The organism is Flavonifractor sp. An4 (assembly GCF_002161755.1).
GTDB lineage: Bacteria > Bacillota > Clostridia > Oscillospirales > Oscillospiraceae > Flavonifractor > Flavonifractor avicola.
This window is the reverse complement of the sequence record NZ_NFIL01000024.1, coordinates 24,382-47,512: the sequence shown is the minus strand read 5'-3', so window position 1 is coordinate 47,512 and position 23,131 is coordinate 24,382. Positions and strand designations below refer to the sequence as shown.

The window sequence follows — 23,131 nt, the reverse complement described above, 5'->3', positions numbered from 1 at the left end:
ACCGAGGAGCCCGCCCGGCCCACCTTCCGCTATAACTTCTCCACCAGCGCCGTGGACACCGCCCTGTTTCCCTTTGCCACCTGGGCCAAGCTGATGCGGGAGGTGCTGTCTCAGCAGGAGGACACCCTGCTCAACACTCCCCATCCCCAGGGGGTGCCCGAACTACGGGAGGCCATTGCCGCCCACCTCTACCGCTTCCGGGGCATCCGGGCGGACCCTGCCCAGATCGTGGTGGGCGCCGGGTCGGAGGTACTCACCAGCTTGCTGGTCCAGTTGCTGGGCCGGGAGGGACGCTACGGGGTAGAAAACCCCGGCTACACCAAGACCCACCGCATTCTGGGCAGCTGCGGGGCCCAGGTGGAACCCATCCCCCTGGACGACCAGGGCCTGATGGTGGAGGAGCTGGACCGGCACAAGGTACAGGTAGTCCACGTCACCCCCTCCCACCATTTTCCTCTGGGCATCATCATGCCGGTAACCCGGCGGCAGGCCCTGCTGCGCTGGGCCGCCCAGCAGCCGGGGCGCTATATTCTGGAGGACGACTACGACAGCGAGTTCCGTTTCTCCGGCCGGCCCATTCCGGCCCTGCAAAGTCTGGACAACGGGGAGCGGGTCATCTACCTCAATACCTTTGCCAAGAGTCTGGCCCCCTCCCTGCGCATCAGTTATATGGTGCTGCCCCCCCACTTGCTGGAGCGGTGGCGGCGGGAGTTCTGGTTCTACTCCTCCACCGTCCCCTCCTTTGAGCAGTACGCCCTGGCCCGGTTCATGGACCGGGGCCACTTTGAGCGTCACCTGAACCGCACCCGCACCCGGTACAAAGCCCGGCGGGAGGCCCTGCTGGCCGCCGCCCGGGACACCGGTCTGACCCAGGTGGGTTCCTTTGACGGAGGCGACGCCGGCCTCCACCTGCTGCTGTGGATGGACCGGCGGTGGAATGAACAGGAGCTGGCCGCCCGGGCGGCGGAGGTGGGTGTTGGAGTGTCTCCCCTGTCCATCTGCGACCTGACTCCGCCCCCCATATACCGGCCGCCAGCCCTCATCATGGGCTATACCCGGGTGGCTGCCGAGGACATGGCCCCCGCCCTGTCCCTGCTGAAATCCGCCTGGGGCTTTTAAACAAAAAAGGACGCATTGCCTGTGCAATGCGTCCTTTTCCCGTTAAAATCCGGTGAGGGGGGCGGAGCCGTCGTCCTCCCCCTTTTCAATGGCCAGCACCTTGGCGTCATAGCCGTAGTTGTCGTTGACCTGGATGCGGAAGGTCTCTCCCACTTTGCGGCCCAGCAGGGCCTTGCCCATGGGCGACTCCTTGCTGATGAGCCCGTGGAGGGCGTCCTGCCGCATGGTGGTGACGATCTGGTAGGTCTCGGTGTCCCCCTCATCCTCCAGAAACACGGTCACCTTATCATAGAGTCCTACCCCATCGGTCACCGGCTCGTCCGGCAGCACCTTGGCGGTGCGGATCATATTCTCCAGGTAGCGGATGCGGCCCTCGTTCCGGTTTTTCTCCTGCTTGGCGGCCTTGTACTCAAAGTTCTCGCTGAGGTCACCGAAGGCCCGGGCCTCCTTCACCGCCTCCAGCAGCTGGGGGCGCAGCTGGATACGGCGGTAATCCAGCTCCTCCCGCATCATCTGAATGTCCTTTTTGGTCAGTTCGTTGTGCACGTCAGTTCCCTTCTTCCCCAGATGTCTGCCCGGCGTGAGCTCCCTGGCCCTGGGCAATGGCCTGCCGTTCCTTGACCAGCTCACCGTGGAGGGCCACCGAGTTCCAGGTCCGGTTGGTGGGGGTCAGCACTGCCTTGAGATAGACCGCCGGGATCTTGTTCCGCCGGAAGCCCTGGAGGAACCGGTCCAGCAGGAGGCCAGTGCAGTTGACCAGCACCAGCATCTCGTCCCCAAAGGTCTCTCCGGTCCAGGGCGTCTCCGGCGCGGCGCCGTCCACCAGATCGCCCAGAGGCAGACCATACTCCTCCGGCGTCACAAGCCGGGTCCGCAGACCCAGAGGCAGGCACATCCGCCGGATCTTGGCCCCCTTGGGGGTGTCCAGATTATAAAGCAGAATGAGAGGCATATTCATACGGTTCTTCCCCTTTCGTTCCTTTCATTGTATCCACATCCGCCTCCGCCGTCAACCCGCATCTCCCGCCGCCATACATTGGAAAGAAGGGAGATGAGGCCCGTGTACACACCGCCTTCCGGAGAAACCCTGCTTGCTGCCGCCGCGCTGGCCGCCGCCCGGCTGGCTCACAATCGCTCCGCCGAGGAGCTTGCTGTTCTGTCCGCCTTTTTCTGTACCCTGGGGGATGGCCTGGCTCTGGTGGCCGCCCGCCGGACCATGGATGAGGCTTGTAAATCTTCTGTAAATCCCATTGATAATGCTACGGAAATCGCGTAAACTAGACTTCTAAAGAGAGGTGTATCATCACATGAAATGCGGGATCGTGGATGTGGGTTCCAACACCATCCGCCTGTCCATCTATCATTGGGAGAGGCAGAAGTTCAAGCTCCTCATGAATAAAAAGGAGATGGCCGGCCTGGCCGGCTACATCAAAAACGGCCTGCTCTCCGACAGCGGCATTCTGGTGGCCTGTCGGGTGCTGGCAGGCTTCAAGGCCCTGCTACGCAATTTTGACATTGCCAACCTCTATGTATTCGGCACTGCCTCCCTGCGCAACATCGTCAATACCGAGGAGGCCCTGGAGACCATTGAGGCGGTGACCGGGATCAAGGTTGAGGTGCTGTCAGGGGCCGATGAGGCCGCCTTCTCCTTCCTGGGGGCCACCGTGGGCGGCGGGGCGCCGGGCTCCGGGATGCTGGCCGACGTGGGCGGCGGCTCCACCGAGCTGGTGGCCTACCAGGACGGGGCCATCACCTCAGGCTGCTCCCTGCCCATGGGCTCCCTGTCCCTCTTCACCAAACACGTCTCCGGCCTTTTCCCCACCAAGGAGGAGCGGAAGGCCATCCGCTCCGACGTGAGGGAGGAGCTGGAAAAGGCCAAAACCGCCGGTCTGCGGTGCAGTCACCTGACCGGCGTGGGCGGCACCTTCCGGGCCGCCGCCAAGCTGTGCAACGACCTGTCCGGCGCCGATCCGGACAACCGGATCATCCCCGCCGGGGAGATCCATGCCCTGTACAAGGGGCTGAAAAAGGGCGATCAGGATACCCTGCGGCAGATCCTGCGCTCAGTACCCGACCGGGTCCACACCATTCTGCCCGGTTTGGCCATCCTCACCGCCATTCTGGACGCCTATGAGGTATCCACCGTATCGGTCAGCGCCTGCGGCGTCCGGGAGGGCTATCTGCTCCGCCGCGTGATGGAGGGAACAAGCCATGATGCATAAAGAGATCGACACACGCTATACCCAGGAGCGGGAACTGTCCTGGCTGCGTTTCAACGAGCGGGTGCTGGAGGAAGCCAAGGACGAGAGCGTCCCTCTCTTCGAACGGCTGAAATTTGCCGCTATTTTCACCAGCAACCTGGACGAGTTCTTCATGATCCGGGTTGGGTCCATCTACGACATGACCCTGTCCAAGCAGACCCATGTGGACAGCAAGAGCGGCCTCACCCCCACCGAGCAGCTTCAGGCTATCTTCAAGGCGGTACCCGGCCTGTACAAGCAGAAGGACAAGATCGTCTCCCAGCTGGAGAAGCGGCTACGGACCTGCAACATCTGCAACCTGACCCCCGGGGAGCTGGATGGCAAGGAGCGCAAGCAGGTGGAGCGGTGGTTCCGGGACTATGTGCAGCCCATCCTGTCCCCCATGGTGGTAGACAGCCACCACCCCTTCCCTCACCTGCCCTCCAACAGTCTGACCATCGCCCTCACCCTGCGGCTGGGCAACACCCGCTGCTTCGGTCTGGTGCCCATTCCCAAGGCCCTTCCTCCCTACTTCCAGCTGGAGGAACAGGGCTTACGCTACCTGCTCACCGAGCAGGTAGTCCTCCACTTTGCCGACCAGCTCTTTGAAACCTATCAGGTGGAGGAGAAGTGCGTCATCTCGGTCACCCGCAACGCCGACATCAGCCCCGAGGATGAGGACTATGACGTAGGCGAGGATTTCCGCGCCCATATGCAGAAGGTCCTGAAGAAACGCGCCCGGCTGGCTCCCGTACGGCTGGAGATCCAGGGGGAGGCCTCCGCCGAACTGCAGCAGTTTCTCTGCCAGCGGCTCAATCTGACCGCCGAGCAGGTGTTCCGGTCCAAAAGCCCCCTCATTATGGGCTATGTCTACTCCCTGGAAGGCAAGCTGCCCGAGGAGAGCGCCGCCGCCCTGTGTTATCCTCCCTATACCCCCCAGTGGCCCGCCGGTCTGGTCAAGGGCGAGAAGCTGATCCCCCAGATCTTACGGCGGGATATGCTGCTCTTCTATCCCTTCTACTCCATGGAGCCCTTCCTCCAGCTGGTGCGGGAGGCTGCCAACGATCCGTCTGTGCTGTCCATCAAGATCACCATCTATCGGCTGGCCTCCACCGCCAAGCTGGTGGAATATCTGGCGGCGGCGGCGGAAAACGGCAAGGACGTGACCGTGCTCATGGAGCTGCGGGCCCGGTTCGACGAGCAGAACAACATTGCCTGGGCCCAGCGGCTGGAGGAGGCGGGCTGTACCATCCTCTACGGCTTTGAGCACTACAAGGTCCACTCCAAGATCTGCCTCATCACCCGCCGGGACAAGGGCCGCATCCAGTACATTACCCAGATCGGCACCGGCAACTACAACGAAAAGACGGCCAAGCTTTATACCGACTTCTGCCTTATGACCGCCAGCCCCGCCATCGGCGGTGACGGCGCGGCGTTCTTTCAGAATATGGCCACCTCCAACCTCCACGGTGAGTATCACCAGCTGCTGGTGGCCCCCCACAGTTTGAAAAACCGCATTCTGGCCCTGATGGACCGGGAAATCGAAAAGGCTCGCCAGGGCCAGCCCGCCCGTATTTTCTTCAAGGTCAACTCGGTCACCGACCGGGAGCTCATCGACAAACTGGCCGAGGCCAGCCAGGCCGGCGTACCCGTGACCCTCAACGTGCGGGGCATCTGCTGCCTGCGGCCCGGCGTACCCGGCCTCACCGACCGTATCCGGGTCTTTTCCATTGTGGGCCGCTATCTGGAACACCCCCGGATCTACGCCTTCGGCGTAGGAGAGGGTACCCGCCTCTACATCGGCTCCGCCGACCTGATGACCCGCAACACCGAGCGCCGGGTGGAGATCGCCTGCCCGGTGGTGGACCCGGATGTACGCCGTCAGATCCGGCAGTATGTGGAGCTGTTCTGCTCCGACAACGTGAAGGCCCGCAACATGGGTCCCGACGGCAGCTACACGCCGGTGCCCCGCCAGGAGGGCGCCCCCGCTGTCAACGCCCAGGCGGCGCTGATGGAGCAAGCTGTGCGGGAGGCCCGGGCCGTTGCCAATGCCCCGGCTCCCCAGGAGAAGCGAGGGGGATTTTTCCACCGTCTCTTCCACCGGGAGTCCCGCTGAATAGCTTGATTTTTACGCAAGAAAGGCCGCCCTGTCGGGCGGCTTTTCTTGCTATTTGAATTCAGGTATGGAACCGGCGTCGTACCTCTTCCCGGACAGCGGGAATACGCCGGATAATCACCAGGGGGATCACGGTGCACACGCAGATAGTAAGTACTACCAACGACCAGGAGGGGTCCCACCGGCCAGTAAGCCAGCGGTCGATGAAAAATTCCACACCCAGGAGAAATACCCCCAGGCTGCCAATGAGAATGGCGACAGTACTGATGACCGAGCGGTGGTACACCCGCAGCATCAGGGAGAGCAGCAGCCATACCGCGCCTCCCCACAGGATAATGGGCACCGCCAGCCCCAGATACCAGTCCCGGCCATTCAGGTCCACCGACATCAGGTAGACATACAGGGCCACCGCCGCCACATTGATGACGCTGCGGACCAGCAGAGGCAATCGTCTGAAGAGGAGGGGCAGCACAATCCACAGCCACAGCATGATGGTGGCCCCAATCACATAGAGAGACCAGGCCCGCCCCGGTTTCAGAAACAGGTTGAGCAGACCGCATCCCACCGCCACACAGGCCAGCATAGCGGTAATGGCCGCCGCCACCGCCCCCTTAGGGATGGGCGGCACCTCTCCCCGCTCAGTGGGAAAGGGCTTGGGAGAGGTGGTGTCGGGCGGACGGCCCGGGTCTATCACCTTTGTCTGGCACAGCGGGCAGAACGTGGCGGTGGCGTCCAGTTCCACTCCACAATGAACACAATAGGACATGGTGCTTCCTCCTTATTGGGTACGGTTGCTCTCCACTTTGACATGGACGCCGTCCCGCACCAAAAAGCGGAAAAATTCCCGCTCCGTATCCGTCTCCCTCTGGGTCCCGGCAAAGGTAATTTCCATCTCGTCCCCGTAACTGATGGAGGCACAGTGGACCCGGGGCATGGTAGCCTGCCCCAGGATCACCTCCATCCGACGGATATGGGACTTCATCTCCTCCGGCACCTGGAAGGGCCCGGGGTTGGTATAGGTACCGGAATAGGGCCGCACTCCTGCCATCCAGTACCCGAAAGCGATACCCGGCTTCTTCAGTGCAATGGGTATGATCTGAATGAATTTGTTCCTGGCAAACTTCACATTGCCCGCCAGCTCTGCCTGCATCTGCTGCCGGTTGATGTTCAGCCGCAGATAGTGATGGACCTGGCTGACAATCTCCTCAAAGGTATACTCCCCCAGGCTGGGATCGATGCAGGGCCGGACGGTCAGAATAAAGTTTCGCAGGCTCTCGGTGGGAAACCAGGGCCGCAGGTTGATGGGGATGGCCAGGGCCACCGGCAATTCCTTTTTGGACCCCTCCCGGTGCTGCTTGTCCACCAGAACCTTCAGCAGCACTGCCGTCAGGTATTCCGTGATAGAGGCCCCGTGCTCCTTGGCCTTCTCCTTCAGCTGCCGCACCGAGCAGAAGCCCATGGTCACGTTGAGGGTATAGAAGGGCTCCGGCGTACCGGCGTTGGCATAGGCCTTTTTCAGCGTGGTAAAGCTTCTGGCCTTTACGGTAGCGTACCGGGCGTAGGCGTCCTCCAGCTCCTCCGGCCTGGGGGGCTGATCCACATCCAGCACCCCGCAGGTATTGGGAATCTGGTAGCCCAGCTCCCGCAGATAAACTGCCAGCAAGGTCCTCAGCAGAGTCATAGCGCCTCCGCCGTCGCTGATGGCGTGGAATACTTCCAGGGAAATACGCCGCTCATAGTAGAAAAAACGCACCAGCCATCCGTCCCCCTGATCAAAACGTATGGGTTGGCACGGATTGGAGATATCCTTCTGTACAAAGGGGCCGGGAGCGTCGTTGAATTCCGAGTAGTACCAGAAGATCCCCGGCTTGATCCGCACCCGGAAGCCAGGGAAGCGGGGCATGGTCTTGTCCACCGCCCGCTGAAGGGCCTCCGGGTCCACTGGCTGGTCCATCACGGCAGAAAAGCGATAAACAGCGGAATACCGTTCCTTTTGGATGGCGGAGTAGACCACCGCCGCATTGTCCAGCCGGTACCACTCTTTGTGCTTCTTTTCTTCGCGTTCAGACTGAGCTGCCGCCATGGCTCACCCCCCTTTCCTGAAAAAAGGATACCACATTCCTCTGTCGCTCACAAGGGAAAGTGAATCTCTCCACAAAAAAGAGGCCCCGCCCGCCTCTTTTCTTTCATTCTCCCCTGTGGTATAATGCGGCTTACCGAATTACCATGAAATAAGGAGAGACGGCATTATGAGCCACCACAGCAAGCGTCAGGAGCTGGCCGGACAGCGGGCGGAAAAGCAGCGTCTGGCCCCTTTCATGCGCGCACTGAAGGCGATCCACAGCGCCGCCACCCCCGAGGTCATGAACGTGGAAGATCTGGCCCGCCAGCGGAAAAGCCAGGAGCTGCTGGGCCGGCTGGTGGCTCCTATGGGCGGTATGAGCTGGGAACCCTTTTCCCTGGGCGAGATGAACTGTGCCTGGATCAGGCCTCACCGGAGCTATGACCGCAGGAAGGCCATTCTCTATTGCCACGGCGGCGGCTATACCAGCGGCACCCTGGGCTACTCCCGTATTCTGGGGTCCAAGCTGTCCCTAGTCACAGGATTGCAAGTGATGAGCTTTGAGTACCGCCTGGCCCCTGAACACCCCTATCCTGCTGCTGTGGAGGACGCACTCCAGGCCTGGGACCACCTGATGTATCTGGGCTACGGCGCCCGGGACATCATTGTGGCAGGCGATTCCGCAGGGGGCAACCTGGCACTGGTGCTTACCCACAAGCTGAAAGAAGCGAGCCGTTTGCTCCCCCGGGCACTGCTTCTCTTCTCTCCCTGGACCGACATGACGGCCAGCGGCAAGTCCTATCAGGAGCGGGCCGACATCGACCCCGTACTCACCCTCAACTATATCTACGCCACCCGGGACGCCTATGCCCGGGGAGAGGACCTGACCGCCCCCTGTCTGTCCCCTCTGTTTGCCGATCTCACCGGATTCCCCCCCACCCTGATCCAGGCTGGCACCAACGAGCTGCTGCTCTCCGACTCGGTGCGCCTGCGCAACCGGATGCTCAAGGCCTCCGTGCCCTGCAAGCTGGAAGTGTGGGACAAGATGTGGCACGTCTTTCAGACCTTCCCTATGAAGAAGGCCAACGAGGCCATGGAACACGCCGCCAGTTTCTTAATGGGCGGACTATAATGAAAAACAGGCGCTGCCACCGGCAGCGCCTGTTTTTATTATCTTGCTTGTTCCGCAGCCTGGAGCACATGGGCCGCCAGCACCGAGGTGGTCACGGCCCCCACGCCGCCGGGCACCGGCGTCACTGCGCCTACGATCTCGTCGGCAGCAGCAAAATCCACGTCGCCCACCAAATTGCCATTCTCATCCACATTGATGCCCACGTCCAGCACCAGCTGTCCGGGGGCCAGGTGGTCCCGGCCTATCATATTGGCCCGTCCGGCGGCGGCGATGAGCACCTCCGCCCGACGGCACTCGGCGGCCAGGTCGGCGGTACGGGTGTGGCAGAGGGTGACGGTGGCGTTTTTCCCCAGCAGCAGCATAGACAGAGGCTTGCCCACCACCAGACTTCGGCCCACCACCACCGCCCGCTTGCCGGTGAGATCGCAGCCGTAGTGCTCCAAAATCTCCATGCAGGCCTGGGCGGTACAGGGCGGATAGCCTGCACCGCTGCCGGTGAACACCGCCGCAAGAGAGCCGGCGGTAATACCGTCCACGTCCTTGGCCGGGTCCAGGGCAGCACAGATGGCCGCCTCATCGATCTGCGGCGGCAAGGGCCGGAACAGCAGGCAGCCGTGGATCTCCCGGTCCGCGTTGATCTGCTCAATGACCGCCAGCAGGTCCCCGTGGCTGGATTCCTCTGGCAAGGTAAACTGCCTGACACGGATGCCCACTTTTTCGCACCGCTTCAGGGCTCCTCGCTCGTAGGACAGGTCCTCAGGGCGCTCCCCTACCCGCACGATGGCCAGGGTGGGAACGATGCCCTGGACCTTCAGCTGGTTGGCCTTGACGATCAGCCGCTCTGTCAGAGCCTGGGCCACAGGGGCCCCCTTCCAATGTTCCGCCATCAGGCAAACCTCCCCAGAACTGCTTCATAAACGCGCTCTGCGATCTTCCAATACCGCTCCACCAGGCTGTCCACTTCCTCATTCATGGCCTGAGCGTAGGCCCGGTCGGCCATGCTCTTTGTGTTGACCTTCACGTTGAGGGCAGCGCCGTACAGGGCACTCCAGCAGAAAACCACCCCGGTGCCTACATCGGAGAGCATCATCACGCTCCCCTTCTCCAGCATCTCACTGTGAAGGTCAATGGCCTCACAGCTCAGGCGCAGGATCTCCATGGGTGTGGCAGCGGCATTCCGGAGGCATTCTTCCATCACCTGCTCCCGGTCGGGGGCATCCTCGGGAATGGCGTAGGCCTTGGACAGGGGCTCGAAGGCCGCAGCGTCAGCGTTCACCAGAGCCAGCAGGCGAGCCCGCAGGTCCTCTGCTTTGGCCATCAGGGCCTTCACGTCCTCCTCCACCTCGGCATACTTCTTCTTGCCTACGGTGTAGTTGCCCACCATGGTACACAGGGCCGCTCCCAGAGCGCCTACCAGGGCGGAGGCGCCGCCGCCGCCAGGAACAGGCGCTTTGGAGGCAAGGGCGTCCAGAAAATCGCCGCAGGTCTGGTTGGCGGTATTCATCGCAATCAACTCCTCATTACAGCGGGCGGGTGTTACCACCCGCCCGCGTTTTCTTTTAGAACAGGCCGGAGATCTTGCCGTTCTCGTCCACGTCCACCTTCTCGGCGGCAGGCACTTTTGGCAGTCCGGGCATGGTCATGATGTCACCGGTAAGAGCCACAAGGAAGCCGGCGCCGGCAGACACCTTGATGTTGCGCACCGTGACGGTAAAGCCTTCGGGAGCACCCAGCAGATTCTGGTCGTCAGAGAAGGAATACTGGGTCTTGGCCATGCAGATGGGCAGGCCGCCGAAACCCAGGGCGGTGAGCTCTGCCGCCTGCTTCTTGGCGGCGGGGGTGAGCACCACACCGTCGCCGTGGTACACCTTCTTCACGATGTCGGCCAGCTTGGCCTCGATGGGCTGATCCAGCTCATAGGCGAAGGCAAAGTGGTTGGGCTCCTCGCACAGGCGGATGACCTCCTGAGCCAGAGCGATGCCGCCCTCGCCGCCCTTGGCCCACACCTCGCTGAGGGCCACGTTGACGCCCAGGGCCTTGCACTTGTCCTCCACCAGCTTCAGCTCAGCCTCGGTGTCGGTGGGGAACCGGTTGATGGCCACCACGCAGGGCAGACCGTACACGGTGGTAATGTTCTCCACATGGCGCAGCAGGTTGGGTAGGCCCTTCTCCAGCGCCTCCAGGTTTTCGTTGTTCAGATCGGCCTTGGCCACGCCGCCGTGATGCTTCAGGGCACGGATAGTGGCCACCACCACCACAGCGGAGGGCTTCAGTCCGGCCAGACGGCACTTGATGTCCAGGAACTTCTCCGCACCCAGGTCAGCGCCGAAGCCAGCCTCGGTGATGGCGTAGTCTCCCATCTTGAGGGCCACCCGGGTGGCCATGACAGAGTTGCAGCCGTGGGCGATGTTGGCGAAGGGACCGCCGTGGATGAAGGCGGGAGTCCCCTCCAGAGTCTGGACCAGGTTGGGCTTGATGGCGTCCTTCAGCAGGGCGGCCATAGCGCCCTCGGCCTTCAGGTCGTGGGCGGTGATGGGAGCGCCGGAACGGGAATAGCCCACCACCATGCGGCCCAGCCGGGCCTTCAGGTCGCCCAGCCCGGTGGCCAGACAGAGCACTGCCATGATCTCGGAGGCCACGGTGATATCGAAGCCGTCCTCACGGGGCACACCCTGCATCCGGCCACCCAGACCGCACACGATGTTGCGCAGCTGGCGGTCGTTCATATCCACGCACCGCTTCCAGGTAATGCGCTTGACGTCGATGTCCAGCTCATTGCCCTGCTGGATGTGGTTGTCCAGCATAGCGGCCATCAGGTTGTTGGCCGCGCCGATGGCGTGGAAATCGCCGGTAAAGTGGAGGTTGATATCCTCCATGGGCACCACCTGGGCGTAGCCGCCGCCGGCAGCGCCGCCCTTGACGCCGAACACGGGGCCCAGGGAGGGCTCCCGCAGGGCCACTACGGTGTTCTTGCCCAGCCGCCGCATACCGTCGGCCAGACCCACGGTGGTGGTGGTTTTGCCCTCGCCCGCGGGGGTGGGGTTGATAGCGGTGACCAGCACCAGCTTGCCATCGGGCCTGCCTTCCCGATCCGCCAGCAGCTTCAGGTCGATCTTGGCCTTGTACTTGCCGTAGTACTCCAGGTACTCCTCGTCCACCCCGGCCAGGGCGGCGACGTCCCGGATGTGCTTCATTTCACAGGCCTGAGCGATCTCGATATCCGTTTTCATGGACCTTCACTCCTTCATCCTTCCGCTTAGCAACGAAAACGCGCCGGCTCAGCCATCCTTGGCAAACCGGCGTTTCAGTTCATTTCCGCTGTTTCATCTTATAAAATGTACCATTCTTTCCCCGGCTTGTCAACGGAAATGAAAAAAAGCAGACCGACAGGTTTTGTCGGTCTGCTTTGTGTGGCTTTATATCCTTACGATCAAGCGGCCACCACGTTGACAGCGCGCAGCTTGTCAGCGTTCTTGGGATCGGGCTCCACGTCGTAGGTCACCTTCTGACCCTCCTGAAGGGTCTTGAAGCCGTCGCACACGATGGCGGAGAAGTGCACGAACACGTCGTCGCCGCCCTCGTCATTGGAGATGAAGCCGAAGCCCTTGGTCTCGTTGAACCACTTGACAGTACCGTGATACATAATAATGGTACCTCCTGCAAAAAATTTCGCGCTAAATGACAAGAAAACTCACATTTTCGGACATCGTCTGAAGAAGCGACGATGACTACAAAAATGTGAGTTCAGGCCGTACATTTAGACTACCAGAATACTATAACACCGAACCGTTCCTCCGTCAAGGAAAACATACTGGTGCGTAAGAAAAGGCAGACCGGTCCCGTACCATCGGGGCCGGTCTGTTCAGACACTTCAGTTGTCGCCCTTCATCAGCAGGTACATGACCGCCTTCTGGGCATGGAGACGGTTCTCCGCCTCGTCAAAAATCTCACCGGCGTGGGCCTCAAAGACCTCAGCGGTGATCTCCTCGCCCCGGTGGGCAGGCAGGCAGTGCTGCACCATGCAGCCGGGGTTGGTCACTGCCATCAGCTCGTCATTGATCTGGTAGATGCCCTCAAAGACAGCCCGGCGCTTCTGGGCCTCGCCCTCCTGGCCCATGGAGGCCCACACGTCGGTGAACAGGGCGTCGGCTCCGGCAGCCGCCTCCTTGGGGTTCCGGCACAGGGTGAACTTGCCGCCGCAGTTCTGGGCAAATTCCAGCACCTGGGGATCGGGATCATAGCCCTCGGGGCAGGCCACGGACACCTCCATGCCCACCTTCAGGCCGCCCACAATGAGGGAGTTTGCCATGTTGTTGCCGTCGCCGATGTAGCACAGCTTCAGGCCTTCCAGCCGGGACTTGTGCTCACGGATGGTCATCAGGTCGGCCAGTACCTGACAGGGGTGGGCGAAGTCGGTGAGGCCGTTGATCACGGGGATAGAGGAATACTTGGCCAGAGTCTCCACCTCGGCCTGGCCGAAGGTGCGGATCATGATGCCGTCGCAGTAGCGGCTGAGCACCCGGGCGGTGTCCTCGATGGGCTCGCCCCGGCCAATCTGGCTCTCCTTGCCGGAGAGGAAGAGGGCGTGGCCGCCCAGCTGGAACATACCGGTCTCAAAGGACACACGGGTACGGGTGGAGTTCTTCTCAAAGATCATGGCCAGGGTCTTGCCCTCCAGATAGTGGTGGGTCAGGCCATGCTTCTGGTTGTATTTCATCTGGTCGGCAGTATCCAGAATCTTCACGATATCGGCCTTGGTCAGGTCCAGCAGCTTGAGCAGGTCTTTTTTCATCGTATTCACCTCATTGTTTCGGTTTGCTTACAGCAGGGTCTCCTTCATAATGGCAAGGCCCTTGTCGATCTCCGCCATGGAGATGGTCAGCGGGGGCAGCAGCCGCAGGGCGGAGCCGGCGGTAAGCACCAGCAGGCCGTTGCGGATCAGCCGGGCGGCCAGCACCTTGTTGTTCTCCTCCCCCTTCACCTCCACGCCAATCATCATGCCCAGGCCACGGGTCTCTCCCAGGCTGGACAGGCCCATATGCTCGATACGGGTGCGGATGTAGTGGCCCTTCTCCTTCACCTGGGCCAGAGCGTCCTCGTCCAGGGTGTCCAGCACCACCTGAGCTGCGGCGGCGCAGATGGGGTTGCCGCCGAAGGTGGAGGCGTGGGTACCGGGGCCCAGCACATCCCGGCAGCGCTCGTTGGCCAGGAAACCGCCCATGGGCAGGCCGCCGGCGATGCCCTTTGCGAAGGACACCGCATCAGGGATGATGCCGTACTGCTGGAAGGCAAACAGGGTGCCGGTGCGGCCCACGCCGGTCTGCACCTCATCCACCAGCAGCAGCCAGTCCCGCTCGGCACACAGCACCGCCAGGTCGTGAACATACTCCGGGTCCATGGGAAGCACGCCGCCTTCGCCCTGCACCAGTTCCAGCATAACGGCGCACACGTCGTGGCCTGCCACCTCCTGGAGGGAATCCATATCACCCGCCAGGGCATACCGGAAGCCGTCGTTGAAGGGGAAGAAATACTGGTGGAATACATCCTGGCCGGTGGCGGTCAGGGTGGTAATGGTACGGCCGTGGAAGGAGTTCTTCAGGGTGATGATGGTGCCCCGTCCCTTGCCGTACTTGTCAAAAGAATATTTCCGGGCCAGCTTGATCATGCCCTCGTTGGCCTCGGCGCCCGAGTTGCCGAAGAAGGCGGCCGCCATGCCGGAGCGCTCACACAGCTGCTGGGCCAGCTTGGCGTAGGGCTGGGAGTAAAACAGATTGGAGATATGACCCAGCTTCATGGCCTGGTTGGTGATGGCCTCCACCCACTTGGGATTGGCGTAACCAATGGAGTTGACGCCGATACCGGAGGAGAAGTCGATGTACTCCTTCCCCGCCAGGTCGTACAGTGTAGCCCCCTGGCCGTGGTCGATGTCTACATCGAACCGGCCGTAGGTCTGCATCATATACTGGTGGTCCAGTTCCACCAATTCTTTATGGTCCATACTATCACCTCACATCAGCATGGTGCCGATGCCCTCATCGGACAGCAGCTCAATGAGGATGGAGTGGGGGATGCGGCCATCCAGAATGATGGCGTTCTCCACGCCGGAGCGCACCGCCTCCACGCAGCACTCCACCTTGGGGATCATGCCGCCTTTGATGACGCCGTCCTGCACCAGGCCCGGCACCTGGGACAGCCGCACCACCGGCAGCAGTGTATTGTCGTTCTTCGGGTCCATCATCAGGCCCCGCACATCGGTGAGCAGGATCAGCTTCTCCGCCTTCAGGGCGGTGGCCAGCTTAGCGGCGGCGGTGTCGGCGTTGATGTTATAGGAGTTCTCGCCGTCAATGCCCTGAGCCACGGTGGACACCACCGGGATATAGCCGTCCTTCAGGGCGTCCTCCACCATCTGGGGCTCCACGGCAGTAATCTCACCCACTAGGCCGTATTTCTCGTCCAGCTTTTTGGCCTGGAACATCCCGGCGTCCATGCCGCACAGGCCCACAGCCTTGCCGCCCATCCGGTTCAGGGTGGCCACCAGGTTCTTGTTCACCTTGCCGCACAGCACCTGCTGGACCACTTCCATGGTCTCCTCATCAGTGTAGCGCAGTCCGTCCACAAACTTAGACTCTTTGCCGATCTTGTTCAGCATCTCGGTGATCTCCGGACCGCCGCCGTGGACCACCACCACCCGAATGCCCACCAGGTGGAGCAAGATGATGTCGGAGATGACGGCCTGGCGCAGCTCGTCGGAGATCATGGCGTTGCCGCCGTATTTCACCACTACGGTTTTGCCGTAGTATTTTTGAATGTAGGGCAGGGCCTCGGCCAGTACCTTGGCCCGGTCCACCTCGCTGAATGACATGGGAATCGCCTCCATATTGCCTTTGGTCAGGTGCGATAGTCGCCGTTGATCTTGACGTAGTCGTAGGTCAGATCACAGCCCCAGCAGGTGGCCTCATGCTCGCCTTCGTGGAGGTCCACATGGATGACCACCTCGTCCTGGGACAGGATGCTCTTGGCGTTCTCCTCGTCGAAGTCCACCCCGGCGCCCTTCTCACACACCAGGATCTCCCCCACGGCAGAGGAGAACTTCACATCTACAAACTCGGGGCGGAAGGGGGCCTTGGAGTAGCCCATGGCGCACAACACACGGCCCCAGTTGGCGTCGGAGCCAAACATGGCGGCCTTCACCAGAGAGGAACCCACCACGGCCTTGGCCAGACGCTCGGCGCTCTCCTCGCTGCGGGCATTGGCCACGGTGCAGGTAATCAGCTTGCTGGCGCCCTCGCCGTCGGCGGCGATGTTGCGGGCCAGCTGTTCAAATACATAGTAGAGGGTCTTGTAGAAGACGGTATAGTTGTCGTCCTTCCACTCCACCAGCTCGTTGCCCGCCATGCCGTTGGCCAGCACCACGCACATATCGTTGGTGGAGGTGTCCCCATCCACCGTCACCCGGTTGAAGGTGCGGGGAACGATCTCATGGATAGCATCGGTGAGCATCTCGTGGGTAATGGCGCAGTCGGTGGTAACAAAGCACAGCATGGTGCCCATGTTGGGGTGGATCATGCCGGAGCCCTTGGCAATGGCACCGATGGTCACGGTCTTTCCGCCCACGGAGCAGGTAACAGACAGTTCCTTCTTCACGGTGTCGGTGGTCATAATGGCGTTGGCCGCGGCGTCGGAGCCGTCCTTGGACAGGGCAGCGGCGGCAGCGGGCATTCCCTTGGCAATGGCATCGATGTTCAGCTCCTGACCGATGACGCCGGTGGAAGCCACCACAAAGTCGGAGGCCTTCAGGCCGGTGGCCTGGGCGGCCAGCTGGCACATGGTCTCGGCGTGCTCGTGGCTGTTGGGGGCGCAGGCGTTGGCGTTGCCGGAGTTAGCCACGATAGCCTGGGCCTCGCCGTTCTCCAGGTGGTCCATGGTGACATAGAGGGGAGCGGCCTTCACCCGGTTCATGGTGTACACGGCAGCCGCCACACAGGGCTGCTCAGACACGATGAGGGCCAGGTCCTTCTTGCCCTCCAGCACCTCGGGCATCTTGCTCATGGGGGGCTGATTGCCGTCCCCCTTGCCCTTCTTCACGCCGCAGTGGACGCCGGATGCGGTAAAGCCCTTAGGGGCGGTCACGCCGCCGGGGATCTGTTTCATATCGTTCACTCCTCAAATTGGAATCGCGGGCCGATGTGGGCATCGGCCCCTACAGGAGGGCGAGGGCTTGCCCCCGCCGTTGCGTTTCTCACAGCGCCAGACCGGCTGTCATATCGAAGCCCAGCATCAGATTCATGTTCTGCACCGCCGCTCCCGAAGCGCCCTTGCCCAGGTTGTCGAACCGGGCGGTGACGATGGACTGTCCCTCGTGGCCGCTGACGGTGAGCTCCAGCTTGTCGGTGCCCGCCAGGGTATTGGCCGCCAGATAGGCCGGCTCCTCAGAATAGGGGGCCACCGTCACCAGGGGCTGGCCGGCATAGTAGGCCATCAGAATCAGGCTCAGTTCCTTTGCGGTGGGCTGGCCCACCAGGTAGCGGTTGTGGAGGAAGATGGTAGTGGCCATGCCCTTGTAGTAATCGTCTACCACAGGGGTAAACACCGGCGGGGTATCCAGGCCGGAAATCTTCTGCATTTCGGGCAGATGCTTGTGCCGAAGGGTGGTTCCATACACCCTCGGACTGTAAAGTTCTTCCCCTTTCTCCCCCTCCTCATACTGGGCGATCATCTTCTTGCCGCCGCCGGAGTATCCAGTGAGGGAAAAGCAGGTCATAGGGTAGTCCTTGGGCAGGATACGCATGGAGACCAGTGGAGCTGCCGAAGCCAGGAAGCCGGTGGCATGGCAACCCGGATTGGCCACGAATCGGGCATTTCCGATGATTTCCTTCGGATTTTTGTACAATTCCGGGAAACCATATACCCAGCCGGGAGCTGTGCGGTGAGCGGTGGATGCATCGATAACCCGGGTGCGGGAGTTCTCAATGAGACCCACCGACTCCACCGCCGCAGCGTCAGGCAGGCAGAGGAAAACCAGGTCTGCCTCATTGATCAGGCGCTTTCTTTCTGTCAAGTCTTTTCGCTTGTCACTGTCGATCACCAGCAGTTCGATGTCATCCCGGTCTGCCAGCCGCTGATGGATCTGGAGACCGGTGGTACCCTCCTGGCCGTCGATAAATACCTTGGGCTTACTCATGGGTTCTCTCCTCCATAAAGGCCTTGATGTTGGCGATCTGCTGCTCCACAGCCTCCTTGGCGGGGCCGCCGTAGTTCCCCACGGGGCTGGCCCCGTGGGGGCCCCTATTTTCGTTCCATGCTCGGCGGAAGTGAATTCCGCCTGCGCCAAGGTTTTGCCCTTGGCAAAACGCTTGTACGCGCCACTTGGCGCGGCGGTCTGCGGCGGCACAATTAACCATGGGTTCGCTCCTTCACAAAGTCCTTGATGTTGGCAATCTGCTGCTCCACAGCCTCCTTGGCGGGGCCGCCGTAGACCTTACGTCCGTTGACGCAGGTCTTGAGCTCCAGGGCCTGGTACACATCGGCGTCAAACAGGTTGGAGATGGAACGGAAGTCCTTCAAAGGCAGGGTATCCAAAGTCTCGCCTGCCTTGATGCACAGGTTGACCAGCCGGCCCACGATCATGTAGGCCTCCCGGAAGGGCATCCCCTTCTTGGTCAGGTAGTCGGCGCAGTCGGTGGCGTTGATGAAGCCGCCGGAGGCCGCGTTTCTCATATTCTTGGGCAGGACGGTGAGGGTGTCCAGCATGGCGGTAAAGACAGGCAGGCACATCTCCACGGTGTCGATGGCGTCGAACACCGGCTCCTTATCCTCCTGCATATCCTTGTTGTAGGCCAGGGGCAGGCCCTTCATAACAGTGAGCAGGGTGATGAGGGAGCCATAAACTCGGCCGGTCTTGCCCCGGACCAGCTCGGCCACGTCGGGGTTTTTCTTCTGGGGCATGATGGAGGAGCCGGTGGAATAGGCGTCGTCCAGCTCCACATACTTGAACTCCCAGGAACACCACAGGATGATCTCCTCGGAGAACCGGGACAGGTGCATCATCATAATGGAGCAGGCGGACAGGAACTCAATGGCAAAGTCACGGTCGGACACCGAGTCCATGGAGTTGTCGGTGGGCTTCTGGAAGCCCAGGGCGGCGGCAGTCTGGAACCGGTCCACCGGATAGGTGGAGGTGGCCAGGGCGCCGGCACCCAGGGGGCACTCGTCCATCCGCTCCAGGCAATCCTCCAACCGGGTTACGTCCCGGCGGAGCATATTGGCGTAGGCCATCATGTAGTGGGCGAAGGTGGTGGGTTGAGCCCGCTGCATATGGGTGTAGCCCGGCATGACGGTCTCCAGGTTTGCCTCCGCCTTCTTGATGAGCACCTTCTCCAGATCCAGCACCATGTCGATGATCTTGGGGATCTCCTGCTTGACATACAGCCGGAAATCCACCGCCACCTGGTCGTTACGGGACCGGCCGGTGTGCAGCCGCTTACCGGTATCCCCGATGCGCTGGGTGAGCATGGTCTCAATGTTCATGTGGATGTCCTCGTTCTCCAGAGAGAACTCCACCTGCCCGGCATCGATATCCGCCAGGATGACCTTCAGACCCTCGATGATCTTTTCCGCCTCATGCTCCTCAATGATGCCCTGCTTGCCCAGCATGGTGGCATGGGCAATGGAGCCGGCGATATCCTCTTTGTACATCCGGGCGTCAAAGGTGATGGAAGAGTTAAAGTCGTTGACCAGTGTATCGGTCTCTTTCTGGAACCGTCCGGCCCATAATTTCATAATTGATCGCTCCCTATCTGGATTGCGGGCGACCACAGGCCGCCCCTACGGTAATGGTAGGAACGGCCTGCGGCCGCCCGCAGAAAATGTCAAATTACTTATTCAGCTTGCCCTGGTCCCGGAGAGCCAGCACGGTATCCGGCAGGCCCCACAGGTTGATGAAGCCGGTGGCGTCGTCTCCCCAGCGGCAGGGCCGCCGGGGACCCCTTTGATCTCACTTGCGCGGGCGAACTGAATTCGCCCTTGCGCCAAGGTTTTCGCGGGGCGAAAACGCTTGTGCGGCGCACCCGCGCCGCCCCGGCTTCGCCGGGGACCAGAACGACGCCTCTTATTTGTTCAGCTTGCCCTGGTCGCGGAGGGCGAGGACGGTATCAGGCAGGCCCCACAGGTTGATGAAGCCGGTGGCGTCGTTCTGGTTGTAGTCGCTCTCCTGGAAGGTAACGATGTCCTCAGAGTAGAGGGTCTCGGGAGAGGTAACGCCGGAGGTGATGATGTTGCCCTTGTACAGCTTCAGCTTCACCTGGCCGGTAACGTGCTTCTGGGTCTCGGTAGCGAAGGCGGACAGGGCCTCCCGCAGGGGGGTGAACCACTTGCCGTTGTATACCAGGTCGGCAAAGTCCACTGCCAGCTTGCTCTTCATGTGGGCGGTGTCCTTGTCGATGGTGATCATCTCCAGCACCTCGTGGGCCCGGTACAGGATGGCGCCGCCGGGGGTTTCGTACACGCCGCGGTCCTTCATGCCGGTCATCCGGTTCTCCACGATGTCCAGCAGGCCGATGCCGTTCTCGCCGCCCAGCTTGTTCAGCTTGCGGATGATGTCGGAGGCCTTCATCTTCTCGCCGTCCACGGCCACAGGCCAGCCCTTCTCAAAGTCGATGGTCACATAGGTGGGGGCGTCGGGGGCCTTCACGGGGGACACGCCCATCTCCAGGAAGCCGGGCTTGTCGTACTGAGGCTCGCTGGCGGGGTCCTCCAGATCCAGGCCCTCGTGGGACAGGTGCCACAGGTTCTTATCCTTGGAGTAGCTGGTCTCCCGGCTGATCTTCAGAGGCACGTTGTGGGCCTCGGCGTAGTCGATCTCCTCGTTCCGGCTCTTGATGTCCCACTCACGCCAGGGGGCGATGATCTTCATCTCAGGAGCGAAACGCTTGATGGCCAGCTCGAAGCGGATCTGGTCGTTACCCTTGCCGGTGCAGCCGTGGGCGATGGCGTCGGCCCCTTCCTTCTTGGCAATGTCCACCAGGCCCTTGGCGATGACGGGCCGGGCAAAGGCGGTGCCCAGCAGATAGTCCTCGTACTTGGCGCCCATCTGCATGGAGGGGATGATGACGTCGTCCACCATCTCGTCCACCAGGTCCATCACGTACAGCTTGGAAGCGCCGGTCTTGATGGCCTTCTCCTCCAGGCCCTCCAGCTCGTCGTTCTGGCCCACGTCGCCGGCCACGGCGATGATCTCGGGATTACCGTAGTTCTCCTTCAGCCAGGGGATGATGATGGATGTATCCAGACCGCCGGAATAGGCGAGTACCACTTTTTTAATGTCAGCCATGGTAAAAACCTCCGTTTGTTTTTGTTGGACACAGTGTACCACAGCCTAAATAAAATTGCAAGTGTTATATCGCATAAATATGCGTATTTTTCCCTTGCTCCTTGGGTATTATTTTGGGTATTGTGCATAATATTCATTTATTTATGAATATTTGTATGATTCCATGCAATATAGCTGCCCGGAATAGGACGGCAGGCATACCGTCAGCACACCGCCGGTGGGTTTATGCTGTTCTTCCTCCGGCGTAGAACCGCCGAAGCGCTGCCAATCGGTATGGAAAAGCAGCTTTACTCCTGCCGTAGCGGGCAGTTGGTACTGCCGGGCCTGGTCACTCAAGTTAAAGAGGGCAACCAGCCGCTCCCCGTCTCCCTGACGCTGGATGGCAAAAACACAGGGGTCCTCCCGGCCGCAGTCCAGCCAGGCAAAACCCTCAGGCCGATAGTCCCACCGGGACAAGGCGGGGTAGTCCAGATAGATGTGGTTTAGTTCGGCCATGTAGTGGTAGAAGGCGTCGTGAATGGGAAAGTTCCGCAGCAGCCAGTCCTGCTCCCGCTTTTCGTCCCACTCCCGGAAATGGCCGATCTCGTTGCCCATGAAGTTAAGCTTCTTTCCCGGATGGACCATCATATAAAGGTATAGCGCCCTGGCCTGGGGGAACTTGCCGTCATAATCACCATACATCTTCTGCAAAATGGTGGCCTTGCCGTGGACCACCTCGTCGTGGGACAGGGGGAGCAGGTAGCGCTCCTGTGAAAAATAGTGCATGGAGAAAGTAAGCTGGTGGCACCGGGCAGGCCGTTGATCGGGCGGCGTCTGGAAATAGGACAAGGTGTCATGCATCCACCCCATGTCCCACTTGTAGTCGAAGCCCAGTCCCCCCTGCTCCGCCGGAGCGGTGACCTTGGGGAAGTTGGTGGAGTCCTCCGCCGCCAGAATGCAGCCGGGACACAGGCGCTTCAGCCCCTGGTTCATGGTACGCAGGAAGGCTACGCCGTCCCCGTTTACTCCACGGGCCTCATCCCCCTGCCAGTATAGAATCCGGCTGATGGCGTCCATCCGCAGGCCGTCAAAGTGGAACTCCTCCAGCCAGTACCGGGCGCAGGACTGGAGGAAGGAGCGCACCTCCCCCCGGGAGTGCATGAAATTGTGGCTCCCCCACTCGCTGACCTCCACATCCCGGTGGGGGTACTCATAGAGGGCGGTACCATCGTACTTGGCCAGGCCGTAGTCGTCCACCGCGAAATGGGCGGGTACAAAGTCCAAAATGACCCCGATCCCCGCCTGGTGGAGCCGGTCAATGAGCATCATCAGCTCCCTTGCGGTGCCGTACCGGCTGGTGGGAGCGTAAAAGCCGGTGATCTGGTAGCCCCAGCTCTCATCGCAGGGATGCTCGCTGATAGGAAGGAACTCCACATAGTTATAGCCGCACTCCCTCACATAGTCGATGAGAGGCTGGGCTAATTCGTCATAGCGGTACCAGCTCCCGTCCGGTTTCCGCCGCCAGGAGCCCAGGTGAAGCTCGTAGATATTCAGCGGGTCCTCCCGACGGTCGGTCCGTCCCGCCATCCACTTCTCATCCTGGAAGGTATACGTCCCCAGATCCCGCACCACCGAGCAATGGTCCGGCCGCAGCTCCATGCCGTAACCGTAGGGGTCGCAGTGGTCGGTATAGCCCCCATCCCGGCGGTAGATGCGGTACTGATAGCAGTCCCCCGGCTTTACGCCGTCAGCCCGCACCTCATAAAAATTGCCGTCGTGGATTCGCTCCATGGGCAGCTCCCGGCCTCCATGAAGGAGCACCACCCCCGCAGCGGAGGGTGCAAAGGTGCGGAACACCCACTCCTCTCCCGACCGATGGGCCCCCAGATAGCGGTATGCGTCAAAGCACTGTCCGGTATAAAACGCGTAATAATCCATCCTGTGGACTCCTTTTCCTTTGGATGTACTCCGACAAGTTCCTCAAAAACCGCCGGTGCCTGTTACTTCCATCATATCACACCCGGCATTAACTTAACAGAGTAATTTTAACGCTGTTATGTTTCTTTTTTGAAATCGTCCATAAAGATTTTATTTTACACCGGCAGAAAAAAGCGATATAATAAGATGTTATGATAAAACTACTCAACTGTAAGGG

The 23,131-nt window shown here is 61.0% G+C and carries 21 protein-coding genes; 5 read left to right on the top strand and 16 right to left on the bottom strand.

Annotation, left to right across the window (positions count from 1 at the left end; all coding sequences use genetic code 11):
- Window positions 1-1,119 (top strand): PLP-dependent aminotransferase family protein (locus B5F94_RS11160; RefSeq protein WP_087330184.1); only part of this gene is annotated, 1,119 nt, incomplete at its 5' end.
- A gap of 42 nt (window positions 1,120-1,161) precedes the next feature.
- On the opposite strand, the gene B5F94_RS11155 is transcribed toward B5F94_RS11160, so the two are convergent.
- Window positions 1,162-1,665 carry a GreA/GreB family elongation factor gene (locus B5F94_RS11155; protein WP_087330182.1) on the bottom strand — a complete coding sequence of 168 codons (504 nt, stop codon included), beginning with the start codon at window positions 1,663-1,665 and terminating at the stop codon, window positions 1,162-1,164.
- Window position 1,666: 1 nt separating this feature from the next.
- Window positions 1,667-2,077: a DUF3783 domain-containing protein gene (locus B5F94_RS11150; RefSeq protein WP_087330180.1), complete on the bottom strand. Its 411-nt coding sequence runs from the start codon at window positions 2,075-2,077 to the stop codon at window positions 1,667-1,669.
- A gap of 102 nt (window positions 2,078-2,179) precedes the next feature.
- Between B5F94_RS11150 and B5F94_RS11145 the strand changes: the two genes are divergently transcribed.
- From B5F94_RS11145 to ppk1, 3 genes are read left to right on the top strand one after another with little or no spacing between them, the layout of a single operon-like run.
- Window positions 2,180-2,395 (top strand): hypothetical protein, encoded by a 216-nt coding sequence (locus B5F94_RS11145; protein ID WP_087330178.1) that lies wholly within the window; start codon window positions 2,180-2,182, stop codon window positions 2,393-2,395.
- Window positions 2,396-2,426: 31 nt separating this feature from the next.
- Window positions 2,427-3,341: a hypothetical protein gene (locus B5F94_RS11140; RefSeq protein ID WP_087330176.1), complete on the top strand. Its 915-nt coding sequence runs from the start codon at window positions 2,427-2,429 to the stop codon at window positions 3,339-3,341.
- On the top strand, window positions 3,331-5,475 hold the full coding sequence (ppk1, locus tag B5F94_RS11135; RefSeq protein ID WP_242965662.1) for a polyphosphate kinase 1: 2,145 nt from the start codon (window positions 3,331-3,333) through the stop codon (window positions 5,473-5,475). The genes B5F94_RS11140 and ppk1 overlap by 11 nt, the downstream gene beginning before the upstream one ends.
- Before the next feature lie 61 nt (window positions 5,476-5,536).
- Here ppk1 and B5F94_RS11130 read toward each other — a convergent pair whose 3' ends face one another.
- Together B5F94_RS11130 and B5F94_RS11125 are read right to left on the bottom strand one after the other, a co-directional pair.
- On the bottom strand, window positions 5,537-6,241 hold the full coding sequence (locus B5F94_RS11130) for a DUF6320 domain-containing protein (protein WP_087271130.1): 705 nt from the start codon (window positions 6,239-6,241) through the stop codon (window positions 5,537-5,539).
- Window positions 6,242-6,253: 12 nt separating this feature from the next.
- Complete coding sequence (locus B5F94_RS11125; protein WP_087330174.1) at window positions 6,254-7,558, bottom strand: hypothetical protein; 1,305 nt, start codon at window positions 7,556-7,558, stop codon at window positions 6,254-6,256.
- A gap of 166 nt (window positions 7,559-7,724) precedes the next feature.
- Between B5F94_RS11125 and B5F94_RS11120 the strand changes: the two genes are divergently transcribed.
- On the top strand, window positions 7,725-8,669 hold the full coding sequence (locus tag B5F94_RS11120; RefSeq protein WP_087330172.1) for an alpha/beta hydrolase: 945 nt from the start codon (window positions 7,725-7,727) through the stop codon (window positions 8,667-8,669).
- A 38-nt stretch (window positions 8,670-8,707) separates the two neighbouring features.
- Here the strand turns inward: B5F94_RS11120 and B5F94_RS11115 are convergent, their stop codons facing one another.
- From B5F94_RS11115 to glgB, 12 genes are all read right to left on the bottom strand, one after another.
- Entirely contained in the window at window positions 8,708-9,556 is an 849-nt protein-coding gene (locus B5F94_RS11115) for a bifunctional 5,10-methylenetetrahydrofolate dehydrogenase/5,10-methenyltetrahydrofolate cyclohydrolase (protein WP_087330170.1), read from the bottom strand.
- Entirely contained in the window at window positions 9,556-10,173 is a 618-nt protein-coding gene (locus B5F94_RS11110) for a cyclodeaminase/cyclohydrolase family protein (RefSeq protein ID WP_087330168.1), read from the bottom strand. The genes B5F94_RS11115 and B5F94_RS11110 overlap by 1 nt, the downstream gene beginning before the upstream one ends.
- A 55-nt stretch (window positions 10,174-10,228) precedes the next feature.
- Window positions 10,229-11,899 (bottom strand): formate--tetrahydrofolate ligase, encoded by a 1,671-nt coding sequence (locus B5F94_RS11105; RefSeq protein WP_087330166.1) that lies wholly within the window; start codon window positions 11,897-11,899, stop codon window positions 10,229-10,231.
- A 200-nt stretch (window positions 11,900-12,099) separates the two neighbouring features.
- The gene (locus tag B5F94_RS11100; RefSeq protein ID WP_009259878.1) at window positions 12,100-12,312 is read right to left on the bottom strand and encodes a cold-shock protein; all 213 of its coding nucleotides are present in this window, start codon (window positions 12,310-12,312) and stop codon (window positions 12,100-12,102) included.
- A 228-nt stretch (window positions 12,313-12,540) separates the two neighbouring features.
- Window positions 12,541-13,461, bottom strand: a complete 921-nt coding sequence (gene argF / locus B5F94_RS11095; protein WP_087330164.1) for an ornithine carbamoyltransferase — start codon at window positions 13,459-13,461, stop codon at window positions 12,541-12,543.
- Between the two features lie 27 nt (window positions 13,462-13,488).
- Window positions 13,489-14,667 carry an aspartate aminotransferase family protein gene (locus tag B5F94_RS11090; protein ID WP_087271111.1) on the bottom strand — a complete coding sequence of 393 codons (1,179 nt, stop codon included), beginning with the start codon at window positions 14,665-14,667 and terminating at the stop codon, window positions 13,489-13,491.
- A gap of 9 nt (window positions 14,668-14,676) precedes the next feature.
- On the bottom strand, window positions 14,677-15,531 hold the full coding sequence (gene argB, locus B5F94_RS11085) for an acetylglutamate kinase (protein WP_164496949.1): 855 nt from the start codon (window positions 15,529-15,531) through the stop codon (window positions 14,677-14,679).
- A 26-nt stretch (window positions 15,532-15,557) separates the two neighbouring features.
- A complete protein-coding gene (gene argJ, locus B5F94_RS11080) occupies window positions 15,558-16,820 on the bottom strand; it encodes a bifunctional glutamate N-acetyltransferase/amino-acid acetyltransferase ArgJ (protein WP_087271105.1) in 1,263 nt (420 codons plus the stop codon).
- A gap of 88 nt (window positions 16,821-16,908) precedes the next feature.
- Window positions 16,909-17,850: an N-acetyl-gamma-glutamyl-phosphate reductase gene (gene argC, locus B5F94_RS11075; protein ID WP_087330160.1), complete on the bottom strand. Its 942-nt coding sequence runs from the start codon at window positions 17,848-17,850 to the stop codon at window positions 16,909-16,911.
- A 212-nt stretch (window positions 17,851-18,062) separates the two neighbouring features.
- Window positions 18,063-19,448, bottom strand: a complete 1,386-nt coding sequence (gene argH / locus B5F94_RS11070; protein WP_087330158.1) for an argininosuccinate lyase — start codon at window positions 19,446-19,448, stop codon at window positions 18,063-18,065.
- 328 nt (window positions 19,449-19,776) lie between these two features.
- Window positions 19,777-20,997 (bottom strand): argininosuccinate synthase, encoded by a 1,221-nt coding sequence (locus B5F94_RS11065; protein WP_087188717.1) that lies wholly within the window; start codon window positions 20,995-20,997, stop codon window positions 19,777-19,779.
- A gap of 141 nt (window positions 20,998-21,138) precedes the next feature.
- Window positions 21,139-22,914 carry a 1,4-alpha-glucan branching protein GlgB gene (gene glgB, locus B5F94_RS11060; protein ID WP_087330156.1) on the bottom strand — a complete coding sequence of 592 codons (1,776 nt, stop codon included), beginning with the start codon at window positions 22,912-22,914 and terminating at the stop codon, window positions 21,139-21,141.
- Window positions 22,915-23,131: the final 217 nt, after the last annotated feature.